Source organism: Rhizobium sp. GCM10022189 (assembly GCF_042656325.1).
GTDB lineage: Bacteria > Pseudomonadota > Alphaproteobacteria > Rhizobiales > Rhizobiaceae > Rhizobium.
Window position 1 is genome coordinate 258212 of the sequence record NZ_JBHSOR010000046.1, and the last position, 19028, is coordinate 277239.

20 protein-coding genes are annotated in these 19028 nt (G+C 62.7%); 10 read left to right on the top strand and 10 right to left on the bottom strand.

Annotated elements, in window-relative coordinates:
- Position 1: 1 nt before the first annotated feature.
- The 5 genes from ACFPWW_RS19415 to ACFPWW_RS19435 all read right to left on the bottom strand — a co-directional run bounded on the left by ACFPWW_RS19415 (position 2) and on the right by ACFPWW_RS19435 (position 5721).
- Positions 2 to 1120: a mandelate racemase/muconate lactonizing enzyme family protein gene (locus ACFPWW_RS19415; RefSeq protein ID WP_377312985.1), complete on the bottom strand. Its 1119-nt coding sequence runs from the start codon at positions 1118 to 1120 to the stop codon at positions 2 to 4.
- A gap of 8 nt (positions 1121 to 1128) precedes the next feature.
- The gene (locus ACFPWW_RS19420) at positions 1129 to 2652 is read right to left on the bottom strand and encodes a sugar ABC transporter ATP-binding protein (protein ID WP_377312986.1); all 1524 of its coding nucleotides are present in this window, start codon (positions 2650 to 2652) and stop codon (positions 1129 to 1131) included.
- Between the two features lies 1 nt (position 2653).
- Entirely contained in the window at positions 2654 to 3610 is a 957-nt protein-coding gene (locus tag ACFPWW_RS19425; protein WP_112703009.1) for an ABC transporter permease, read from the bottom strand.
- Positions 3607 to 4626, bottom strand: coding sequence for an ABC transporter permease (locus ACFPWW_RS19430; RefSeq protein ID WP_377312987.1), 1020 nt, complete (start codon positions 4624 to 4626; stop codon positions 3607 to 3609). The genes ACFPWW_RS19425 and ACFPWW_RS19430 overlap by 4 nt, the downstream gene beginning before the upstream one ends.
- 69 nt (positions 4627 to 4695) lie before the next feature.
- On the bottom strand, positions 4696 to 5721 hold the full coding sequence (locus tag ACFPWW_RS19435) for a sugar ABC transporter substrate-binding protein (RefSeq protein WP_112703011.1): 1026 nt from the start codon (positions 5719 to 5721) through the stop codon (positions 4696 to 4698).
- A gap of 150 nt (positions 5722 to 5871) precedes the next feature.
- Here ACFPWW_RS19435 and ACFPWW_RS19440 point away from each other — a divergent pair, with 150 nt between their 5' ends.
- A complete protein-coding gene (locus tag ACFPWW_RS19440) occupies positions 5872 to 6861 on the top strand; it encodes an alpha/beta hydrolase (RefSeq protein WP_377312988.1) in 990 nt (329 codons plus the stop codon).
- Positions 6833 to 7849, top strand: a complete 1017-nt coding sequence (locus ACFPWW_RS19445) for a GntR family transcriptional regulator (protein WP_112703013.1) — start codon at positions 6833 to 6835, stop codon at positions 7847 to 7849. The genes ACFPWW_RS19440 and ACFPWW_RS19445 overlap by 29 nt, the downstream gene beginning before the upstream one ends.
- Positions 7850 to 7873: 24 nt before the next feature.
- On the opposite strand, the gene ACFPWW_RS19450 is transcribed toward ACFPWW_RS19445, so the two are convergent.
- Positions 7874 to 8650: an SDR family oxidoreductase gene (locus tag ACFPWW_RS19450; protein ID WP_377312989.1), complete on the bottom strand. Its 777-nt coding sequence runs from the start codon at positions 8648 to 8650 to the stop codon at positions 7874 to 7876.
- A 33-nt stretch (positions 8651 to 8683) separates the two neighbouring features.
- Positions 8684 to 9574, bottom strand: coding sequence for an aldose 1-epimerase (locus tag ACFPWW_RS19455; protein ID WP_377312990.1), 891 nt, complete (start codon positions 9572 to 9574; stop codon positions 8684 to 8686).
- 291 nt (positions 9575 to 9865) lie between these two features.
- Between ACFPWW_RS19455 and ACFPWW_RS19460 the strand changes: the two genes are divergently transcribed.
- From ACFPWW_RS19460 to ACFPWW_RS19485, 6 genes are all read left to right on the top strand, one after another.
- A complete protein-coding gene (locus ACFPWW_RS19460; RefSeq protein WP_112703016.1) occupies positions 9866 to 10849 on the top strand; it encodes an arabinose ABC transporter substrate-binding protein in 984 nt (327 codons plus the stop codon).
- A 69-nt stretch (positions 10850 to 10918) separates the two neighbouring features.
- Entirely contained in the window at positions 10919 to 12424 is a 1506-nt protein-coding gene (gene araG / locus ACFPWW_RS19465; RefSeq protein ID WP_377313041.1) for an L-arabinose ABC transporter ATP-binding protein AraG, read from the top strand.
- Between the two features lie 17 nt (positions 12425 to 12441).
- Positions 12442 to 13398: an L-arabinose ABC transporter permease AraH gene (gene araH / locus ACFPWW_RS19470; RefSeq protein WP_112571244.1), complete on the top strand. Its 957-nt coding sequence runs from the start codon at positions 12442 to 12444 to the stop codon at positions 13396 to 13398.
- A 105-nt stretch (positions 13399 to 13503) separates the two neighbouring features.
- Positions 13504 to 14277, top strand: coding sequence for a FadR/GntR family transcriptional regulator (locus tag ACFPWW_RS19475; protein ID WP_112571242.1), 774 nt, complete (start codon positions 13504 to 13506; stop codon positions 14275 to 14277).
- A gap of 138 nt (positions 14278 to 14415) precedes the next feature.
- Positions 14416 to 15120 (top strand): GntR family transcriptional regulator, encoded by a 705-nt coding sequence (locus ACFPWW_RS19480; protein ID WP_112753155.1) that lies wholly within the window; start codon positions 14416 to 14418, stop codon positions 15118 to 15120.
- Positions 15121 to 15251: 131 nt separating this feature from the next.
- Positions 15252 to 16193: a dihydrodipicolinate synthase family protein gene (locus ACFPWW_RS19485; RefSeq protein ID WP_112571238.1), complete on the top strand. Its 942-nt coding sequence runs from the start codon at positions 15252 to 15254 to the stop codon at positions 16191 to 16193.
- Here ACFPWW_RS19485 and ACFPWW_RS19490 read toward each other — a convergent pair.
- Entirely contained in the window at positions 16175 to 16381 is a 207-nt protein-coding gene (locus tag ACFPWW_RS19490; RefSeq protein ID WP_377312991.1) for a helix-turn-helix domain-containing protein, read from the bottom strand. The genes ACFPWW_RS19485 and ACFPWW_RS19490 overlap by 19 nt on opposite strands.
- Before the next feature lie 110 nt (positions 16382 to 16491).
- Between ACFPWW_RS19490 and ACFPWW_RS19495 the strand changes: the two genes are divergently transcribed.
- Complete coding sequence (locus ACFPWW_RS19495) at positions 16492 to 17676, top strand: low temperature requirement protein A (RefSeq protein ID WP_377312992.1); 1185 nt, start codon at positions 16492 to 16494, stop codon at positions 17674 to 17676.
- Between the two features lie 107 nt (positions 17677 to 17783).
- Here ACFPWW_RS19495 and ACFPWW_RS19500 read toward each other — a convergent pair whose 3' ends face one another.
- Both ACFPWW_RS19500 and ACFPWW_RS19505 read right to left on the bottom strand, forming a co-directional pair.
- Entirely contained in the window at positions 17784 to 18137 is a 354-nt protein-coding gene (locus ACFPWW_RS19500; RefSeq protein WP_112571232.1) for a helix-turn-helix domain-containing protein, read from the bottom strand.
- A gap of 50 nt (positions 18138 to 18187) precedes the next feature.
- A complete protein-coding gene (locus tag ACFPWW_RS19505; RefSeq protein WP_112571230.1) occupies positions 18188 to 18388 on the bottom strand; it encodes a hypothetical protein in 201 nt (66 codons plus the stop codon).
- An 86-nt stretch (positions 18389 to 18474) separates the two neighbouring features.
- Here ACFPWW_RS19505 and ACFPWW_RS19510 point away from each other — a divergent pair, with 86 nt between their 5' ends.
- Entirely contained in the window at positions 18475 to 19026 is a 552-nt protein-coding gene (locus tag ACFPWW_RS19510) for a hypothetical protein (protein ID WP_377312993.1), read from the top strand.
- The last annotated feature ends 2 nt before the right edge of the window (positions 19027 to 19028 follow it).

Genomic DNA, 19028 nt, shown 5'->3' on the forward strand with positions numbered 1-19028 from the left:
GCTACCGCCCTTGTGTGATTTCCGTCGTAAACTCCGCGATGCTGCGGGCCTTCACCGCATCCCAGTCCCATTCGATGCCGATGCCGGGTTCGCAAGGGGCGATGGCGCGGCCGTTTCGGATCTCCATGCCCTTTGTCGTGAGGTCGTCGAGCTGCGGGATATATTCGACATATCTGCCGTTCTGGACGGCGCAGACCAGGCTGACATGCAGTTCCATCAGGAAATGCGGGCAGACGGGGATATCGAAGGCTTCGGCCGCATGCGCCACTTTCAGCCAGGGCGTGATGCCGCCGATGCGGGCGACATCGACCTGCACGATGGAGCAGGCGCCCTTCTGCATATATTCGCGGAAATGCCGGATTGAGTAGATGGATTCGCCGACCGCGACAGGCGTCGCCGTCGAGCGCGACAGCCGGATATGACCGTCGAGATCGTCGGCCGGCAGCGGCTCCTCGATCCAGGCAAGATCGAGTTCCTTCAGGCGCGACGCGCGACGGATCGCTTCATCGACGGTAAAACCCTGATTGCAGTCGGTCATGATCTCGAAACCGTCGCCGAGCGCGGCCCGCACCGCCGACAGCCGCTCGTAATCCTCGGCGCCGTGCGGCTTGCCGATCTTGACCTTCGAGCCGGAAAAACCCTTGGCTTTCGCCTGCAGTGCGTCTTCGACAAGCGCTTCCTTCCCGATATGCAGCCAGCCGCCCTCGGTCGTATAGAGCGGGCAGCTTTCCTTGGCGCCGCCGGCGAGTTTCCAGAGCGGCAGCATCTGTCTTTTCGCCCTCAGATCCCAGAGCGCGGTATCGACGGCGGCGAGTGCCAGCGCCGTGATCGCGCCGATCGTCGTGGCGTGGGTTGCAAATTCCAGCTTGTGCCAGATCGCCTCGATGCAATCGGCATCCTCGCCGATCAGCAGCGGCGCCAGATGGTCCACAAGCAGCCGCATGACGGAGGAGCCGCCGGTGCCGATCGTGTAGGAATAGCCTGTGCCGGAAGCGCCGTCGGAATCGGTGATGGTGACGATGGGCGTTTCCTGGCTGACGAAGCTCTGGATCGCATCGGTGCGCTTCACCTTGGGCGGCAGGTCCACCATGCGCAGTTCGATCTTTTCAATGCGGGCCATGGTTCCTCCTAGCTTGCCGTCTGGGCCTGAGCGGGTTCGGCCGCATGGATCGCCGACATGATGGCGCGGCTGGCCGTTTCGTATTTGCGGTCGTTTTCGTGTTCGTGGACGATCCTGAAATCGTGCATGACGAGGATGCGGTCGGCGAGCGCCACCATTTCCGGCATGTCGCTCGATATCAGCAGGATCGCCATGCCTCTGTCGGCAAGGCCGTTGATCAGCGCGTGAATATAGGCCTTGGCCTTGATGTCGATGCCGACGGTCGGCTCGTCGATGAAGAGGATGTCGACATCGGCGGCGAGCCACTTGGCAAGCGACACCTTCTGCTGGTTGCCGCCCGAGAGATTGCCGACGAGCTGTTCCAGATTGGGCGTGCGGATCTCCAGTTGCCGGGCAAGCGGCGTGGCTGTCTTGCGCTCCTGGCCGGCGCCGATCAGCCCGAGGGCGGAGGCGATCCTGCCCCAGACGGTCATGGCGATATTCGTGCGGATCGGATGGGAGAGGATGACGCCCTCGTATTTCCGGTCTTCGCTGACGTAACCCATGCGGAAGCGCTTGATCGCCTCTTCGACCGAGCGGATGCGCGCCGGCTTGCCGTCGATCAGCACCGTGCCGGAGGTCAGCTTGTCCTTGCCGATGACGGCGCGGACGAGTTCGGTGCGTCCCGCGCCGACAAGGCCGTAGAGGCCGAGGATTTCGCCGCGGCGAAGCGAGAAGGAGATGTCGTCATGACCGGCGGCAGTGGCGATATCGCGCAGTTCGAGCTTCGGCACCCCTTCCTGCGGCTGGCCGGAACGCGCGATGACGGGGCGCTCGGCGCGGCCGATCATCGCCTCGATCAGCGTCTGCCGCGTCATGCCGGCCATCGGCGCGCCGCGCAGCGTCGTTTCGCCGTCGCGCAGGACCGTGACCCGATCGCAAAGGCTCAGGACTTCCTCCAGTTTGTGGCTGACGAAGAGGATCGCCGTTCCCTGATCGCGCAGCTGCCGCACGAGGCGGAAGAGGATTTCGGTCTCGGCATCGGTGATCGATGCAGTCGGCTCGTCGAGCAGCAGCACCTTCGCCCGGTGGCTGAGCGCCTTGGCGATCTCCACCATCTGCATCTGCGCGACGCTCAGGCGCCGCACCTCGGTGGCGGGATCGATATCGAGGCCGACCTTGTTCAGATGCGTCCGCGCCTCCTCATTGGCGCGGCGGAAATCGACAAGGCCGTTCCGGACAGGCAGGCCTTCGAGAAGAATGTTCTCGGCCACGGAAAAGCGCGGAATGAGGTTGCGCTCCTGGTGAACGGCCGAAATGCCGAGCGCAATGGCGTCGCGCGGCGAGGCAAGCGACAGCGGCGCGCCATCGAGCGTGACTGTTCCGCTGTCCGGCCGGTGGACGCCGGTGATGATCTTGATCAGCGTCGATTTGCCGGCGCCGTTTTCGCCCATCAGGGCATGGATCTCGCCACCGTTGAGCGTCAGCGCGGCATTGTTGAGCGCCCTGACACCCGGGAAGGATTTGCCGATCTTGTCGAGAACGAGCGCCATCTCAATCCTCCCCGACGCGGATCGCGCGGTAGCGGTTGATCCAGACGGCGGCAAGGATCAGCGCGCCGAGCAGGAACGTGACCCAGTAGGGGTCGACCGCAAGCAGCACCATGGCATTCTGGATGAGCCCGACCAGCAGCACGGCAATGAACGTGCCGAGGATGGAGATGGAGCCGCCGGCAAGGCTTGCGCCGCCGATGATCGGTGCTGCAAAGGAAATCACCACCCAGTCCGCCCCGATCGTCGGCTGCGCCGAGCCGAGCTGGGCGACGGCCAGCACGCCGGCGGTCGCCGCCAGCAGGCCCGAGAGTACATGCGCCATGATGGTGGCGCGGGCAACGGAGATGCCGGAGAGTTCCGCCGCAGGGGCATTGCCGCCGACCGCCAGCATGTAGCGGCCCTCGACCGTGCGGGCAAAGAAGACGACGAGCAGCACGGTCACGACCAGCGGCACGATGAGGAGCAACGGGAAGGGTCCGAAACGGCCGTTGCCGAAGGCGACGAAGGCGGGCGACAGATTGTAGAAGGGGATGGCCTTGGTGATGCCGAGATTGATGCCGGCAAAGGCCGATCCCGTCGCCAGCGTGACGATGAAGCCGTTGATGCCGGTGCGCACCGTCAGCCAGCCATTGATGAAGCCGGCAAGGCCGCCGAAGGCGATGCCGAGCATGATCGCGACAATGGCCGGCAGGCCCCAGACGTCCATCAGCCCGCCGGTGACGACGGCTACGAGCCCGCCAAGCGCCCCGACCGAAAGGTTCATCTGGCCGACGCCCAGCATCACCATCTGGCTGAAGGCGACGAGCAGCGACACGCAGATGCTGCGCAGCATGACGAACCAGTTGAATTCGGTCATGAAGGCGGGAGATGCGAGGCTGAGCGCAACGGCGCCGGCGATGACGCCTGCGAGAATGCCGGACCATTGCGTGCGTGCGGCGAAGGAAAGCAGCGTCTTCATGCCCGCCTCGTCTGTTCGCGGATGGCGAGCTTTGCCCGGTAGCGCTCGAAGAGGATCGCCGAGAGCAGGAAGATGCCGAGGAAGAGCTGCAGCCAGAAATTTCCGACCTGCAGCACGAGCAGGCCGCTGCGGATGGTGGCAACCAGCAGCGCGCCGAGGATCGTGCCGATGACCGACACCATGCCGCCGGCAAGCGCCGTGCCGCCGATCACGGGCGCCAGGAACGAGGGCAGCAGCCAGTCGTCGCCGGCAACGGCAGGCATGGCCGCCGAGAGCCTGGAGGTCAGCATCAGAGCCGCGGCACCGGCGAGCACGCCCGAAAGGACATGCACAAAGATCGTGATCCGCCCGACTGGAATGCCGGACATTTCCGCCGCGCGCGCATTGGCGCCGACGGCCAGAATCTGCCGGCCGAGCACCGTATGCTTGAACAGGATATAGAGCAGGGCGCCGATCAGCAGGGCAACGATTGCGAGCGACGGCACCGGACCGACGCCGCTTCGCCCGAAGGCACCGAAGGTTGCCGGCAGGCCGTTCAGCGGCACGCCCTTGGTGAAGATCAGCATGCCGCCGGAAAACAGGCTGGCACTCGCCAGCGTCACGATGAAGCTGTTGACCCCGGTCCTGACGATCGCCAGCCCGTTGAGCATCCCGAGCAGGCCGCCGAAGGCGAGCGTCAGGAGGATTGCGACGGGGATCGGCAGGCCGGCCGCCTGCATCAGGTAGCCGGCGACCATCACGCAGCAGACGCCGATCGCTCCGACGGAGAGGTTCATGCCGCCGGTTGCCAGCACCACCATCTGCGCGAAGCCGACGACGACATCGATCGCCACCGAGCGCCCCATGGAATTCAGGTTGAAGCGCGACAGGAAGCCCGGCGCGAGGCCCGTGAAGACGCCCCACAGGATCAGGAGGATGATCAGCAGGCCAAGCTGGGCCGGCCCCCTGGTCAGCAGTCCCAGCAGGCTTGGTCGGCCTGCATCGGGGACGGGACTATCATTGTCGATGGGTGCCATGCGCTGGGATGACCGGTTTCGTGAAAAGGGAATGACGGGCGCGGGACGTTCGGCCCCGCGCCGCTTGCGTTACTTGCAGGCGAGGTAGGTGTCCTTGAAGCCTGCCTGCAGCTTCTTCGTCAGTGCCTTCAGGTCGTCCTTGTAGCTGTCGACGTTCTTGGCGGAGATCAGCAGCGTGCCGGAATCGACGAAATGCGCCGTCTGCGGCGTGGCGATCCACGGCGCATCGGCCTTCACGCTGCAGCCGGCCGCCATCTGATCGAGTACATAGGCGCCGATATAAGCCTGGCCATAAGGGTTCTGCGCCATCGTGCCGGCGACGAAACCGTCGCGGATGCCGTCGAGGATGATCTTGTCGTCATCGATGCCGACGAGCTTGATCTTCTTGTCGCCCAGATTCTTGAGCGCAGTCGCGGCCACCACCGAGGAAATATAGCCGGTGGCGATCAGGCCGTTGATCTTGTCCTTCTGGGCTGCCAGCAGGGCATTGACCTTCTGGTCGCCCTGTTCCTGGCTGTCGGTATCGCCGACCGTCTGCAGGAGGGTCACGGCGCCGTTCGTTTCGGTGACGGCCTTTTCCACCGCCTTGACGCGCAGCGTCGTGTTCGGATCGACAAGCAGGCCGGCCAGATGGACGATCGTGCCCTTGCCGCCCATCGCCTCGATCAGCGCCTTCGTGCCGAGATAGGCCGATTGCGACACGTCGGTCGCCAGGCAAAGGCCGGTATCGGTCGGGTCCTGTGCGCAGCCGCCGAGCGCGACGGAAGGAATGCCGTTACTCTTCATTTCCGAGAGCGTGGCATTGATGCCGACGGCATCGCCCGGAAAGACGCCGAAGCCGTTGGTGCCCTGGGCCGCCAGGCTTTCGAGAAGCTCGGTCTGGGCTTCGAGCTTCCATTCGCTCGGCACTTTGTATTCCACCGCAGCGATGCCGAAATCCTTGGCGGCATCGGCGGCTGCCTGTTCCCAGGGCGCGAAATAGGGGTGCGGGCCGCCCGGAACCAGGGCGATCTTGTTGTCTGAGGCAAAGGCGCCGAGCGGCGCAAGCGCCACAGAGCATGCAAGGCCTGCAGCAATGAAACTGCGAATCGTCATGACATCCTCCCGTTTGGGCAAGCCCGGTCCTCTTCCAGCATTGCCATGTCCAATCGCTAACACGATCGAATATCGCATGCAATATTCGATTATTGACTTTCTTGCCATCTTCCGTTTCCATCGCATCAGGCAATCAGCGGGGAGGCGTCGATGGAGCCGGAACACAAACGAGCGCCTGCGGACCGGTCGAGGCTTCTGCCGGAATACCGAGCCCTGCTGGAGGAGCAGGAGGCGCTTGGCGCACCGGCGATGGAAACGCTTTCGCCGCAGCAGGCACGTGCCGATTCAGAAATCCGGCTGGCTCTTCATTGGGGGGTAAAGGACGAGGTTGCCCGTATCGAAAATCTGGAAATCCCGAATGGCGATATCGGGCTGAAGGCGCGGCTTTACCGCATGGCCGGCACGCGCCGGACCATCCTGTTCTTCCATGGCGGCGGCTGGATGGTCGGCAGCATCGAAACCCATGACGGGCCGGTGCGCACGCTTGCCAATGCGGCGCGGGCCAATGTGCTTTCGGTCGAATATCGCAAGGCGCCGGAAGCCCCGTTTCCGGCGGCATTGGAGGATGCAGAGGCGGCGCTGCTCTGGCTTCAGGCAAATGGCGGGGTGCTTGGGCTCGATGCGGACAGGCTGATTCTGGCCGGCGACAGCGCCGGCGCCAGCATTGTCGCGTCGCTGGCAATCCGGGCGCGCGATCTTGCCGTCCCGCTTGCCGGCCAGGTTCTGATCTATCCCGCGACCGATCTTGCCGGCACGAGCGCCAGCCGGGCGGAGTTTTCGAGCGATTTTTCCCTGCATCAGTCGACGATGGTCTGGTTCGCGGAAAACTATCTCTGCGGCGGCACGCCGCCGTCCGACCCGCGCGTGTCGCCGCTGCTTGCACCCGACCTCTCGCGTCTGGCTCCGGCCCTGCTCGTCACGGCCGATCACGATCCGCTGCGTGACGAGGGCCGCTCTTATGCACAGCGCTTGATTGCCGCCGGAAATGACGTCTGTTACGAGGAATGGCAGGGAACCATCCATGGTTTCTTCATCATGGATCGTGCAGGCAGGGCCGCCCGCAAACTGATCGGGCGCATCGGGGAATGGGCAGAGAGCCTCTGGAACAGACATGACGGTGCAGAGCGGGGTGGAGACTGACGCCGCCGTTGCGGCTGTGCGGTCAGAGCCGATCTATCTGACGATCTACCAGGTCCTTCGCGACCATCTGGAACGGCGCGCACTGGCGCCGGGTCTTGTCCTCGGCCAGGCGAACGTCGCGCGCGCCTTCAATGTCAGCCGTATTCCGGCCGGCATCGCGCTGGGGCGGCTGCTGGGGGACGGACTCATCCACACCTTCGAGGGGCGCGGTTTCATCGTGCCGGGTGGCGCGCCGCAGCGCGGCGACCTTTTTGCCGCCGGCCTCGACCTGCCGCATTCGCTGACCGTGCCGGTCGTCAACCGGAGGGAACAGATCTATCCGGAAGTCGAGCACGCCGTTGCCGTCTGTCTGGCCTATGGCCGTTTCCTGCTGAACGAGACGGCCCTTGCCCAGCACTACGATGTCAGCCGCACCATCGCCCATGAAGTGCTGACCCAGCTCGAGCGCAGCGGCATCATCGAACAGGACAGCAATAACCGGTGGTACGCCGGCCCGCTCAGTGCCCGGGTCTTTCGCCATCACTACGACATGCGCCGCCTGCTGGAGCCGGAGGCCCTGCGTCAGGCCTATCCTTTCCTCGACAAGGATGCGCTTGAGGAGCGCAGGCAAAGGCTCGCTACTCTTGGCCCCTATCCGCAGCCGCCGGAAAAGCTGGAGCGGGTGGAGGCCGACCTGCATCTCGATTCGCTGTCAGGCTGCCCCAACACGGTGCTTCTTGCAGCCGTGCGCCGCAGCCAGCGGGTGCTGATCGCCACCCACTCGACTTTCGCGAATTTCCGCACGGAGGAGGAGATTTCGGCGATGATATCGGAGCATACGCGCGTCTACGACGCGCTGCTTGCCAGCGATATCGAGGGGGCCTGCGCCGCACTTGCCAATCACCTGCGCCGGGCGCTCGATCCCAACCTGAAGATCCTGCAGCACCTGCCCGCCATGCCCGCGGGCCTGACGCCGCCCTATCTGATCCAGGTCAAGGGCGAGCGCTGAGCCGGCAATGGCTGGTGCTGCCAATTACTGGTGCTGCATGACGCTCAGGCCCCCGTCGATCGTCAGGCAGGCGGCGTTCATGAACGTGCATTCGTCCGAAATCATGAAGACCGCCGCCATGGCAATCTCCCGCGGCGTGGCGATGCGCCCGCCCGGATGCAGCCTCATCGTCTCGGCTTTCGCCTGTTCCGGATCGGGGAAACTGTTCCAGTAGTCGATCACCTTCTGGGTCGAGACATAGCCGGGCGCGATCGCGTTCACCCGCACGCCGTCAGGCGCATATTCGATGCCGAGCGATTTGGTCATGCCGATGAGCGCATGTTTGGCGAGCGGATAGGGGAAGGTATGCGGAATGATGGTAAAGGCATGGGTCGAGGCGATGTTGAGGATCACGCCGCCGCCTTGCGCGATCATCTGCGGCAGCACGGAGCGGCAGCAATGCCAGGCGCCCTTCAGGTTGATGTCGAAACAGCGCTGCCATTCCTCGTCGGTTGTCTGCAAGGGCTCGGCAAAGACATTGACGCCGGCATTGTTGACGAGGGCATTGATGCTGCCGATCTCTTCCGCCGCTTTGGCGACGGCAGCCTTGATGGCATCGCCATCGCTGATATCGGCCGCCTGATAGCCGAGCACGGCGCCCTTTGCGGCAAGGCTTGCTGCCGTTTCCTGCAGCAGCTTTTCGTCGCGATCGACGAGGAAGAGGCGGGCATCTTCGGCCGCGAATGCTTCTGCGATCGCCTGTCCGATCCCCTGTGCGGCACCCGTTATGAAGACCCGTTTTCCGGAAAGGCGGTTTGGCATCGTCTGTTTCCTCTCTATGCGCATTCGTGACGATCAGGCGATTTCCCGCGGCTGCAGGCGGATCGAGCCCGCAAGGCTTTCGCCGGGCCGCAGAACGGTGAGGTCGCCGAGGCCGGGAAGATTATGCCCGTTGGCGAGATGGGACATCGGCTCGAAGCAGAAATAATCGCCGCGAAAGCCGGGATCGAAGCGCTGGTCCGACAGGAAAATGACGGCGTGGCGGAAGATGGGGTCGGCCGTCAGGTCGAGTGCCGTGCCGCTCTCCGGCCAGGCAATGCGCGCCCTGCCGTCCCAGCCCTCGAAACCATTGTTGATCCAGCGCCGCGGCAGGAGTGCAGCCTGCGAAAAATCGAGATCGACGGGGATATCGGCGGGCTCTCCCGGCAGCCAGCCCTCGGTCTCCGTCCAGAAACGCTCGGCTTTGGCAAGAAGCGTCGTACCCTCTGTCAGGGGAAAGAAGGGATGCCAGCCAAGCCCGAAGGGCAGGGCTTCGTCACCGGTGTTTTTCACCTGCATGGCAAGTTGAAGCCCCGTTGCCGTCAGCACAAAGTGCTGCTCCGCCGCGTAGCTATAGGGTGTGCCGTCGGCCCGATGCCGGAAAGCGATCAGCGCCTCGCTGGCGCTTCCGGAGCGAAGCTCCCACTCTCCCAGCCAGCCGTCGCCATGCAGGTAATGCGGATCCCAGTCCCTGTTCGGCCGGAGGTCGTAGTCTCGCCCCTCGAAGGTGAAGCGGTTGCCCTTCACACGGTTGCCGAAGGGAACGAGCGGATAGCCGGCGGATGAGAGCGCATCCGCTTCATCTTCGGCCGGTCTCAGGAGCGGGATTTTCCGGCCGTCGCGTGTCCAGGAGAAGTCGAGCAGCACGCCGCCGGCTGTCGAAACACGGGCCGAAAGCGGGCCGTCCTGCAAATCGATGATGGCCATGACGTGATGCCTTCTCCACGCGATCTAGGCTGATCCGGACTGTGGCGGCACAGTTATTATCGGCCGGCTGAATGTCAATATATATAGGATTTATTTTACGCTTCCTGGGTGTTTGGCGCTGCGTTTATCCGCTTTTCCCGGGTATTGTGGCCAACGGGACGGTTTTAGCCGGCTTTCCATCGGCATAATCGCAGAAATAATCATACACAAATATTGACTGGTATGATGTTTGTTCCTATTCAGTAGTCGCTGCCGAGTGAGCGGCAGATCGAGATTTTAGGGAGAGAGATTATGCGCTTCTTCAAAGCAGCCGTCCTCGCCGGTGCCTTTGCCGTTCTGGCCGCCGGCTCCGTTCTGGCGGAGGATGTCAAGATCGGTTTCATCGTGAAGCAGCCGGAAGAGCCGTGGTTCCAGGATGAATGGAAGTTCGCCGACCAGGCCGCCAAGGAAAAAGGCTTCACCGTCGTCAAGATCGGCGCCGAAGACGGCGAGAAGGTCCAGTCGGCGATCGACAATCTCGGTGCGCAGGGCGCCCAGGGCTTCATCATCTGCACGCCTGACGTCAAGCTCGGCCCCGGTATCGTCGCCAAGGCTGCCGCCAACCAGTTGAAGCTGATGACGGTCGACGACCGTCTGGTCGGCGCCGACGGCAAGCCGCTGGAAGACGTGCCGCATATGGGCATTTCCGCCACCAAGATCGGCGAGGGTGTGGGTCAGGCGATCGTCGACGAAATGAAGAAGCGCGGCTGGGACATGAAGAATGTCGGCGCAATCCGCGTCTCCTACGACCAGCTGCCGACTGCCGTCGATCGTGTCGAAGGCGCGATCTCGGTTCTGAAGGCTGCCGGTTTCCCGGCCGAGAACATCTATGACGCCCCGCAGGCCAAGACCGATACGGAAGCAGCGCTCAATGCTGCGACCACCGTTCTCAACAAGCACGCCGACGTCAAGTACTGGGTCGCCTTCGGCCTCAACGACGAAGCCGTACTCGGCGCCGTGCGTGCATCGGAATCGGTCGGCATTGCCGCCGACAACATGATCGGCGTCGGCATCGGTGGTGCGGAATCGGCGATCAACGAGTTCAAGAAACCGTCCGCGACCGGCTTCTTCGGCACGGTCATCATCTCGCCGAAGCGTCACGGCTACGAAACCGCCCTCGACATGTATGACTGGATCGCCAACGGCAAGGAGCCGGCCAAGGTCACGCTGACCTCGGGTTCGCTTGCCCTGCGCGGCGACTATGAAAAGGTTCGCAAGGACCTCGGCATCGAATAATCATCCCCTGATGATGATTTCATCCCGGCGGCATGTCCCGCCGCCGGGCATATTCTCGACGGAGCGATGATGGCTTTCCTCGAATTCAATTCCATTTCCAAGGGTTATCCGGGCGTTCAGGCGCTGTCCAACGTCTCCTTCGGCGTTGAAAAAGGCGCCGTGCACGGGCTGATGGGCGAAAACGGCGCCGGCAAGTCCACCCTGATCCGCGTGCTCTCGGGCGACCAGTCCGCCGATGAAGGCAGCATTCTCATCGATGGCGTCGAGCAGAAATACAGCTCCGTCCGCGATGCCTTCCATGCCGGCGTCATCGTCATCCATCAGGAACTGCAGCTCGTTCCGGAGCTGACGGTTGCCGAAAACCTCTGGCTCGGCCGTTTTCCCGGCAAGGCCGGCATCATCGACGGCAAGGTGCTGATCGAGACGGTGCGCGCCAGGCTGGACGACATCGGCATCGACGTCGACCCTTCCGCAAAAGTATCGTCTTTGTCGATCGGCGCCCGCCAGATGGTGGAGATCGCCAAGGCCGTCATGCTCGATGCGCGCGTCATCGCGCTTGACGAGCCGACCTCCTCGCTGTCATCGCGTGAAAGCGAAATCCTCTTTTCGCTGATCGGCAAGCTCAAGGCCAAGGGCACCGTCATCCTCTATGTCTCGCATCGCCTCGACGAGATCTTCCGTCTCTGCGACAGCCTGACGGTGCTGCGCGACGGCAGGCTTGCCGCCCATCATCCAAAAGTTGCCGAGACGACGCGCGAACAGATCATCGCGGAAATGGTCGGGCGCGAGATCAGCAATATCTGGGGCTGGCGCCCGCGCCCGCTCGGCGAAGTGCGTCTCGAGGTCAAGAACCTCTCAGGTTCGAAGCTTCGCACCCCCATCAGCTTCTCGGTCCGCAAGGGTGAGATTCTCGGTTTCTTCGGCCTGATCGGGGCGGGGCGAAGCGAAATGGCGCGGCTGCTCTACGGCGCCGATCAGCGCCATCAGGGCAGCGTTGCGATCGATGGCGTGGCCGTCTCCCCCAACAATCCGAAGGCGGCGATCGGTGCCGGCATGGTGCTCTGCCCGGAGGACCGCAAGTTTGACGGCATTATCCAGGGTCGCTCGATCGAAGAGAATATCGCCATCTCCTCGCGCCGCCACTTCTCGCCCTTCGGCGTCTTGAACCCGAAGAAGGAAGCCTCGGTCGCCGACCAGTTCATCGCCAAGCTGCGGGTCCGCACGCCCTCGCGCAAGCAGGACATCATCAATCTCTCGGGCGGCAACCAGCAGAAGGTCATTCTCGGCCGCTGGCTGTCGGAACAGGGCGTCAAGGTGCTCGTCATCGATGAGCCGACGCGCGGCATCGATGTCGGCGCCAAGTCGGAAATCTATGAAATCCTCTACGAACTTGCCGCCGGCGGCATGGCGATCGTCGTCATTTCCAGCGAGCTGCCCGAAGTCATGGGCATTTCCGATCGCATCATGGTCATGTGCCAGGGCCGCGTTGTCGCCAATGTGGTGCGCGCCGATTTCGACGAACGCAGCATTCTGACCGCGGCTCTGCCCGACAAGAACGCCGCCGGCACAATCTAATTTCAGGAAGAGCAGTCATGAACGCGTTGAAAAAAATCCTTCTCGGCGAACAGGGTCTGGTGGTGATCTTCGCGATCGCCTTCGTGATCGTCTCGCTGACCGTGCCGAGCTTCCTGACCGAACGCAACATGCTCGGCCTCCTGCAGTCGGTGGTGACGATCGGCATCGTCGCCTGCACGATGATGTTCTGCCTCGCCTCGCGCGACTTCGACCTGTCGGTAGGTTCGACCGTCGCTTTCTCCGGCATGATCGCCGTCATGGTGTCGAACTCGACCGGCTCCATTCCGCTCGGCCTGCTCGCCGCTTTGATCTGCGGCAGCATCGTCGGCGTCGTCAACGGCGTGGTGATCGCTCGCTTCCGCATCAATGCGCTGATCACGACGCTGGCGACCATGCAGATTGTCCGCGGCCTGGCGCTGATCGCTTCCGACGGCCGCGCCGTCGGCATCAACGATCCGGCCTTCTATCAGCTGGCGCTGTCGCGCTTCCTGACGGTGCCGACGCCGATCTGGATCATGATCCTGCTCTTCATCGTCTTCGGCTTCGTGCTGAACCGCACCGTCTTCGGCAAGAACACGCTGGCGATCGGCGGCAATCCGGAGGCCTCGCGCCTTGCCGGCGTCAATGTCGTCACCATGCGCATCTGGATCTTCGCGCTGCAGGGCCTCGTCTGCGCGATTGCCGGTATCCTGCTGGCTTCGCGCATCACATCCGGCCAGCCGAACGCGGCGACCGGCCTCGAGCTTTCCGTCATCTCAGCCTGCGTGCTCGGCGGCGTCTCGCTTGCCGGCGGCCGGGCGGCGATGACGGGCGTGATCGTCGGCGTGCTGATCATGGGCATTGCCGAAAACGTCATGAACCTGCTCAACATCCAGGCCTTCTATCAATATGTGGTGCGCGGTCTTATTCTTCTGATCGCCGTCCTGCTCGACAATATGCGTTCGTCGGCCGCCGGACGCGGCAGCCGCGCGTGACGATGAGATTTCTTGGGAGAAGCCAGCCGGGTCTGCTGTTGTCCATTGATGAGAAAGCATGGCGCTGCTCATGGTGACGGCGAGGCGAGCAGTACGGGGGATGCAATGAGCACGCGATCGGGACTTCTGCGAACGGGGAGCGCGGTGACAAAGCCCGAACAGGGGCGGCGCACCGTGCGCGAGGAGCTTTTGAAGAAGCTCATCGGCCAGATTGTCTCCGGCGACATTGCCGAGGGATCGCTGCTGCCGAACGAGGCGGAGCTTTCCGAAGTCTATGGCGTCAGCCGCACCAGCCTGCGCGAAGCCATGCAATATCTCTCGGCCCTCGGCATGGTGCGCTCGCGTACCCGCGCCGGCACCAGTGTGCTGCCGCGCGAGAACTGGAACTATCTCGATCCGCTTGTCCTCGATGCGACGCTGGAATTCAGCGACGACCGCAGCTTCTACGATTCGCTGCTCGATGCCCGCCAGCTCCTCGAGCCGGCCGCCGCCGCTCAGGCTGCGGCGAATGCCACGGCAAAACAGCTCGCCCAGATCGCCGAAGCCTTCGAGGACATGGTGGCGGCCAATGCCCGCGACAACGAAGCCTGGAGCCAGGCCGACCTCGAATTCCACACCGCCATCATCAATGCCAGCGGCAACTGGGTTTTCCGCCAGTTCGCCACCGCCATCCGCGCCGCCCTGCTTGCCAGCTTCCGCCTGACAAACCGGGCAAGCCAGAGCCACGACTATGCGATCGCCCGGCATCAGGATGTGCTGGATGCGATCCGCATGCGCCGGCCCGACGCGGCGCGTTTCGCGATGGAGCAGCTGATCGGTACGGCCCGCATGGAATTGAGCGACGCGCTGCGTGTCGGCAAGCCGGGCAGGCAGGAATAGGCGCTGATTTTCCGGCAACGGCGAAGAGAACATTCAGAATTCGGCGTGCCGACAGAAAGTATATTCAGTTTGAAGTCCACCCGTGGATTCGCTAGTAGACTGAGCGTGAACTCGGCTGCTTGAAAGGACGATGGGCGCGTGGACGAGACCGAAAAACTGCAAACGCACCGGCGCGGTTCCGGCGTATCGACGGTTTACGAGACGCTTCGAAACGAAATCATCGAACTGAAACTGCCGCCGGGCAGCCCTATCGACGAGCAGCAGCTGTCCGATCGTTTCGCGCTGTCACGCACGCCGATCCGCGAAGCGCTGGTGAGGCTTGCCGCCGAGGGGCTGATTACCACGCTGACGAACCGCGCGACGATCGTCTCGAATATCGATTTTCTCGGCCTGCCGGAGTTCTTCGATGCGCTGACGCTGATGTATCGCGTCACGACCCGGCTTGCCGCGGCCAACCATGCCGAGGGCGATATCGCCGCCATCCGTGTCGAGCAGAAGGCTTTCGAAGCCGCTGTTGCCGAGCGCGATGTACTCGGCATGATATCGACCAATCGCGATTTCCATATCGCCATCGCCCGGGCGGGCCGCAACCGCTATTATGTCGAGCTTTTCACCCGGCTTCTCGATGAAGGCCGCCGTATTCTCAGGCTCTATTATTCCTCCTTCAACGATATCCTGCCGCGCCAGTATGTCGGTGAACACGAGGAGATGATCCAGGCCATCATCCATCGCGACGTGGTCCTCGCCGACAGCCTCGCCTCCGCGCATGCCGATCAGATCGTCCGGCAGATCCGCTCCTATATCACCGCCGATTCCCGCCACAATGCCGGGCTGGTCTTGTAGTCGGGCCAGCCGCTCCGCGCCGCCAACGGAAACCGCTTTCTGTATTTTTCTTGTCGACAAGAAGTCGGCAAGGTGCTAAATGCCTCATCAACCCCGCAATCGAGGCATTTCCAGAGAGCGAGAGATTGGCGATGACTGGTTCCGTATTCCAAGGCTGCATCCCGGCGCTGATGACGCCGTGCAAGGATGACCGTACCCCTGATTTTGATGCGCTTGCCCGCAAGGGCAGGGAATTGGTCGACCTCGGCATGTCCGCCGTCGTCTATTGCGGTTCGATGGGCGACTGGCCGCTGCTGACGGACGAGCAGCGCCAGGAGGGCGTCAAGCGCCTCGTCGAGGCGGGCGTGCCCGTCATCGTCGGCACCGGCGCCGTCAATACCAAGTCGGCTGTTGCCCATGCTGCCCATGCGGCGGCCGTCGGCGCCAAGGGGCTGATGGTCATTCCGCGCGTGCTGTCGCGCGGTTCGTCCGTTTCGGCCCAGCGGGATCATTTTTCGGCGATTCTCGAAGCTGCCAAGGGCCTTCCGGCCGTCATCTACAACAGCCCCTATTACGGCTTTGCGACGCGCGCCGACCTGTTCTTCGACCTGCGCTCGCGCTTTTCGAACCTCGTCGGTTTCAAGGAATTCGGCGGCAAGAGCGACATGACCTATGCCGCCGAAAACATCACGTCGGGCGATGATGCGCTGACGCTGATGGTCGGCGTCGACACCGGCGTCTATCACGGTTTCGTCAATTGCGGTGCCGGCGGCGCCATCACCGGCATCGGTAACGCGCTGCCGAAGGAAGTGCTGCATCTCGTCTCGCTCTGCGAAAAGGCAGCCAAGGGCGATGCCGCCGCACGCAGTGCCGCCCGCGAGCTCGAAGAGGCGCTGATGGTCCTGTCCACCTATGACGAAGGCCCGGACCTCGTCCTGCATTACAAGTATCTGATGGTGCTGAACGGCGAGAAGGAATACACGCTGCATTTCAACGAGACCGACAGGCTGAGCGACTCGCAGCGCCGTCACCTCGAAAACCAGTACCGCCTGTTCAAGGCCTGGTACGCGGCCCGCTACCCGAACGCCGCCTGAGACGGCGGCAGTGTCGCAAACAGCGGTGTCGAATGAGCGATGACGGGGGCGGCAACGCGTCCGTCAGAGCCGATCCTTTCATAGATAGCCTTCATATGGGCTTTCGTAGTGCCCATCCCCACACCGAGATTTGTTGCGATCTCCTCGTTCGACTTGCCCTCGGCAAGCCATGAGGTGGCTCTCGCCAATCATTCGTTGCGCACTAGCTTTCAGTGCATGGCTTCATCGAGGATTTTGCAGATGACCTCGGCAAGTTGGAACGGCCCGCGCCGGCTATGCGGATCCTTGAGAGGTGGCAATGGAGCAGGGGGATGACAGGAGGCAATGGATCCGAAAGCGGGACGCGAGCAGATCGCGGGCGAGCTTTCCCGAACTCTTCTTCGACCTCGTCTTTGTGTTCGGCCTGATTCAGCTCTCTCATACGCTTGCCGCCGACTTTACCTCCGCGACGATTGGTGAGGCCGCCCTCCTGGTTCTGGCCGTCTGGTGGCTCTGGATCAACACGACATGGGTTACAAACCTCCTCGACACGGACCGTGAGCCCGTCCGCTTTCTGCTGTTTGCGCTGATGCTTGCCGGCATCCTGCTGGCAATCGCGCTGCCCGAGGCATTTGGCGAACACGCGCTCCCCTTCGCTGCAATCTACGTGCTGATACAGACCGGGCGTTCGGCCTTCACCGCCTGGGCATTCTTCCCGCAGGACCGGCAGTCGGCGGAAACGTTCCTGCGCGTGACCGCCTGGTCGGCGGCGGCGGGATGTCTCTGGACTGCCGGAGCCCTTGCGCAGTTCGAATGGCGGCTTGTCTTATGGGGACTGGCAATCGCCTTCGAATATGCCGCTCCCCTGCTTCGATATCCCGTGCCCGGCATCGGCAGCGCGCCAAAGGAAACGCTAAGCGTTTCCGGCGAACACATGGCCGAGCGCTGCGCCCTCTTCGTCATCATCTGCCTCGGAGAGACCATTCTGACGGGTGGGCGCAATGCCGTATCCCACATGACGGCCGACATGACCTTCATCGTCTTTTGCAGCGCCTTTCTCAGCACCGGCTGCATGTGGTGGATCTATTTCCACTATGGCCAGGCCGAGGCAGCAGAGGCAGCCGAAGATGCCACGGAACCGGAAGCCGTAGCTCATAACCTCTTCACCTACGGGCATCTGCCGATCGTCGCAGGCATCATCATGGCGGCGGTCGGCGAGGAGTTTGCGTTGTCGCATGCAAGGGAGGAGGCGAGCTTCAAATACGCCTCGGCAATCCTTGGCGGGCCGGCCCTGTTCCTGGCGGGCAACATATGGGTGAAGCTGGCGGCGGCGCGGCATCTGCCGCTTTCCCATGTCGCCGGGCTGGCGATGCTTGCCGCGATCGCGGGCCTCGTGCCCTTTGTCTCCAACGACATTGTCGCTCTCGGCGCGACGGCAAGCCTGCTTGTGACGGCCGTCATCGAATATGTCGCTCTCCGCCAGCGGACGACGGTCGTTGCGTGATCTTTCATCGGAGCGCTGCCGAAAGAAGAATGCCGCTCGCTTCCCTTGCGCCCGATCTTGCGATCTGTTTTCCACGACAGTCGGCAGGCGGTTGACGGCGAGCCCTGTCAATTGGCCAGGTTGGTGACGGTCAGGGAGTGAATGAGCATCGTCAGATTGCGCCGGATCTTCTCATCGGATATCCGCCCGATTTCTGCGGCAAGATAGGCCGCCTCGTCCTCGCCGCCCGTCCCCGCTTCGATCTCGATACCGTTGACGAACCAGCCGGCGTCCACCTTCATGTAGCTGCACAAGCGCAGCATGACCGCAACGGACAGGCGGTTCGTGCCATTCTCGTATTTCTGGATCTGCTGAAAAGCGACGCCGATATGCCCGGCCAGTTCGCTCTGGGTGATGCCGCGGGCGGCGCGCACGGAGCGTAGTCTCTGGCCGATTGCCAAATTCAGTTCCTGGTCCTTCATGCCTCTCCTTAAGAACACGTCAGTAAACCGCAAAGTCTTGCGACCTGTCTTTACATGATCGGCTTCTGATATCCACCTCCATCGGTCAGAAGCGTCAGTTGTTCTTTGAGCTGGCGCCGTTCTGTCTCGGACATCAACGAGATTTCATGTTCGACGAAACTCGCAATGGCCCGCGGATCGTCGCCAAATCGGCGTGCCCCTTCCGCGCACAGAGCGATGATGGTTGCCATCGGATCGGCAGGGTCCGTCATTTTTGAAATCCCCCCTGAAATCTTCGTCCTTCGCGCAGCGCGCGTTCTGGGGTTGAAGTGGGTTGTGCAGACAAGGGGGCCGACCGATGGTGAACAAATATCCCAATCTTCGATGCCAGGTAGCAACCACGCCGGATCACGTCCGGGATGCAATGATCTTGCGAAGCATCTGCTTTGTCCATGAACACGGTATCTCGCCCTCCTTTATCTTCGACGGGAATGACCACCAGGCCACGCATTTCGTCTTTTATGATGGCGAAGAGCCGGTTGGTTCCCTTCGCATCCGCTGGTTCGCCGACTTTGCCAAATATGAACGAACCTGCTTCCGCGAAAAGTACCGACACCCTTTTACGGTTAAGCGTTGCATTCAGATGACCTTCGATCACGTGGCGCGCAAAGGTTATACGAAGGTTCTGACCCAGGCCGAGCAGCGGCTGGCGCGCCTGTGGACCATCCTGTTCGATCTGGAGATCGTCGACAGCCCGCCGGTGGAAATTGCCGGCCATCCGGAGCCGTACCTGACCGTCGTCGGCACGATCCCGGCATCCTCCGATCCGATCACCATGGAAAGCAGCAGCGCCCTGCTATTGCGGGTCGAAGGTCAATGGGACGCCCCGAGTTCGTTCGAGACAGTGTAACG

What these genes read in the sequence shown, in the direction of transcription:
- ACFPWW_RS19415 (WP_377312985.1), bottom strand. Translation starts at nt 1,120, where the DNA reads ATGGCCCGCATTGAAAAGATCGAACTGCGCATGGTGGACCTGCCGCCC.
- ACFPWW_RS19420 (WP_377312986.1), bottom strand. Translation starts at nt 2,652, where the DNA reads ATGGCGCTCGTTCTCGACAAGATCGGCAAATCCTTCCCGGGTGTCAGG.
- ACFPWW_RS19425 (WP_112703009.1), bottom strand. Translation starts at nt 3,610, where the DNA reads ATGAAGACGCTGCTTTCCTTCGCCGCACGCACGCAATGGTCCGGCATT.
- ACFPWW_RS19430 (WP_377312987.1), bottom strand. Translation starts at nt 4,626, where the DNA reads ATGGCACCCATCGACAATGATAGTCCCGTCCCCGATGCAGGCCGACCA.
- ACFPWW_RS19435 (WP_112703011.1), bottom strand. Translation starts at nt 5,721, where the DNA reads ATGACGATTCGCAGTTTCATTGCTGCAGGCCTTGCATGCTCTGTGGCG.
- ACFPWW_RS19440 (WP_377312988.1), top strand. Translation starts at nt 5,872, where the DNA reads ATGGAGCCGGAACACAAACGAGCGCCTGCGGACCGGTCGAGGCTTCTG.
- ACFPWW_RS19445 (WP_112703013.1), top strand. Translation starts at nt 6,833, where the DNA reads ATGACGGTGCAGAGCGGGGTGGAGACTGACGCCGCCGTTGCGGCTGTG.
- ACFPWW_RS19450 (WP_377312989.1), bottom strand. Translation starts at nt 8,650, where the DNA reads ATGCCAAACCGCCTTTCCGGAAAACGGGTCTTCATAACGGGTGCCGCA.
- ACFPWW_RS19455 (WP_377312990.1), bottom strand. Translation starts at nt 9,574, where the DNA reads ATGGCCATCATCGATTTGCAGGACGGCCCGCTTTCGGCCCGTGTTTCG.
- ACFPWW_RS19460 (WP_112703016.1), top strand. Translation starts at nt 9,866, where the DNA reads ATGCGCTTCTTCAAAGCAGCCGTCCTCGCCGGTGCCTTTGCCGTTCTG.
- araG (WP_377313041.1), top strand. Translation starts at nt 10,919, where the DNA reads ATGGCTTTCCTCGAATTCAATTCCATTTCCAAGGGTTATCCGGGCGTT.
- araH (WP_112571244.1), top strand. Translation starts at nt 12,442, where the DNA reads ATGAACGCGTTGAAAAAAATCCTTCTCGGCGAACAGGGTCTGGTGGTG.
- ACFPWW_RS19475 (WP_112571242.1), top strand. Translation starts at nt 13,504, where the DNA reads ATGAGCACGCGATCGGGACTTCTGCGAACGGGGAGCGCGGTGACAAAG.
- ACFPWW_RS19485 (WP_112571238.1), top strand. Translation starts at nt 15,252, where the DNA reads ATGACTGGTTCCGTATTCCAAGGCTGCATCCCGGCGCTGATGACGCCG.
- ACFPWW_RS19495 (WP_377312992.1), top strand. Translation starts at nt 16,492, where the DNA reads ATGGAGCAGGGGGATGACAGGAGGCAATGGATCCGAAAGCGGGACGCG.
- ACFPWW_RS19500 (WP_112571232.1), bottom strand. Translation starts at nt 18,137, where the DNA reads ATGAAGGACCAGGAACTGAATTTGGCAATCGGCCAGAGACTACGCTCC.
- ACFPWW_RS19505 (WP_112571230.1), bottom strand. Translation starts at nt 18,388, where the DNA reads ATGACGGACCCTGCCGATCCGATGGCAACCATCATCGCTCTGTGCGCG.
- ACFPWW_RS19510 (WP_377312993.1), top strand. Translation starts at nt 18,475, where the DNA reads ATGGTGAACAAATATCCCAATCTTCGATGCCAGGTAGCAACCACGCCG.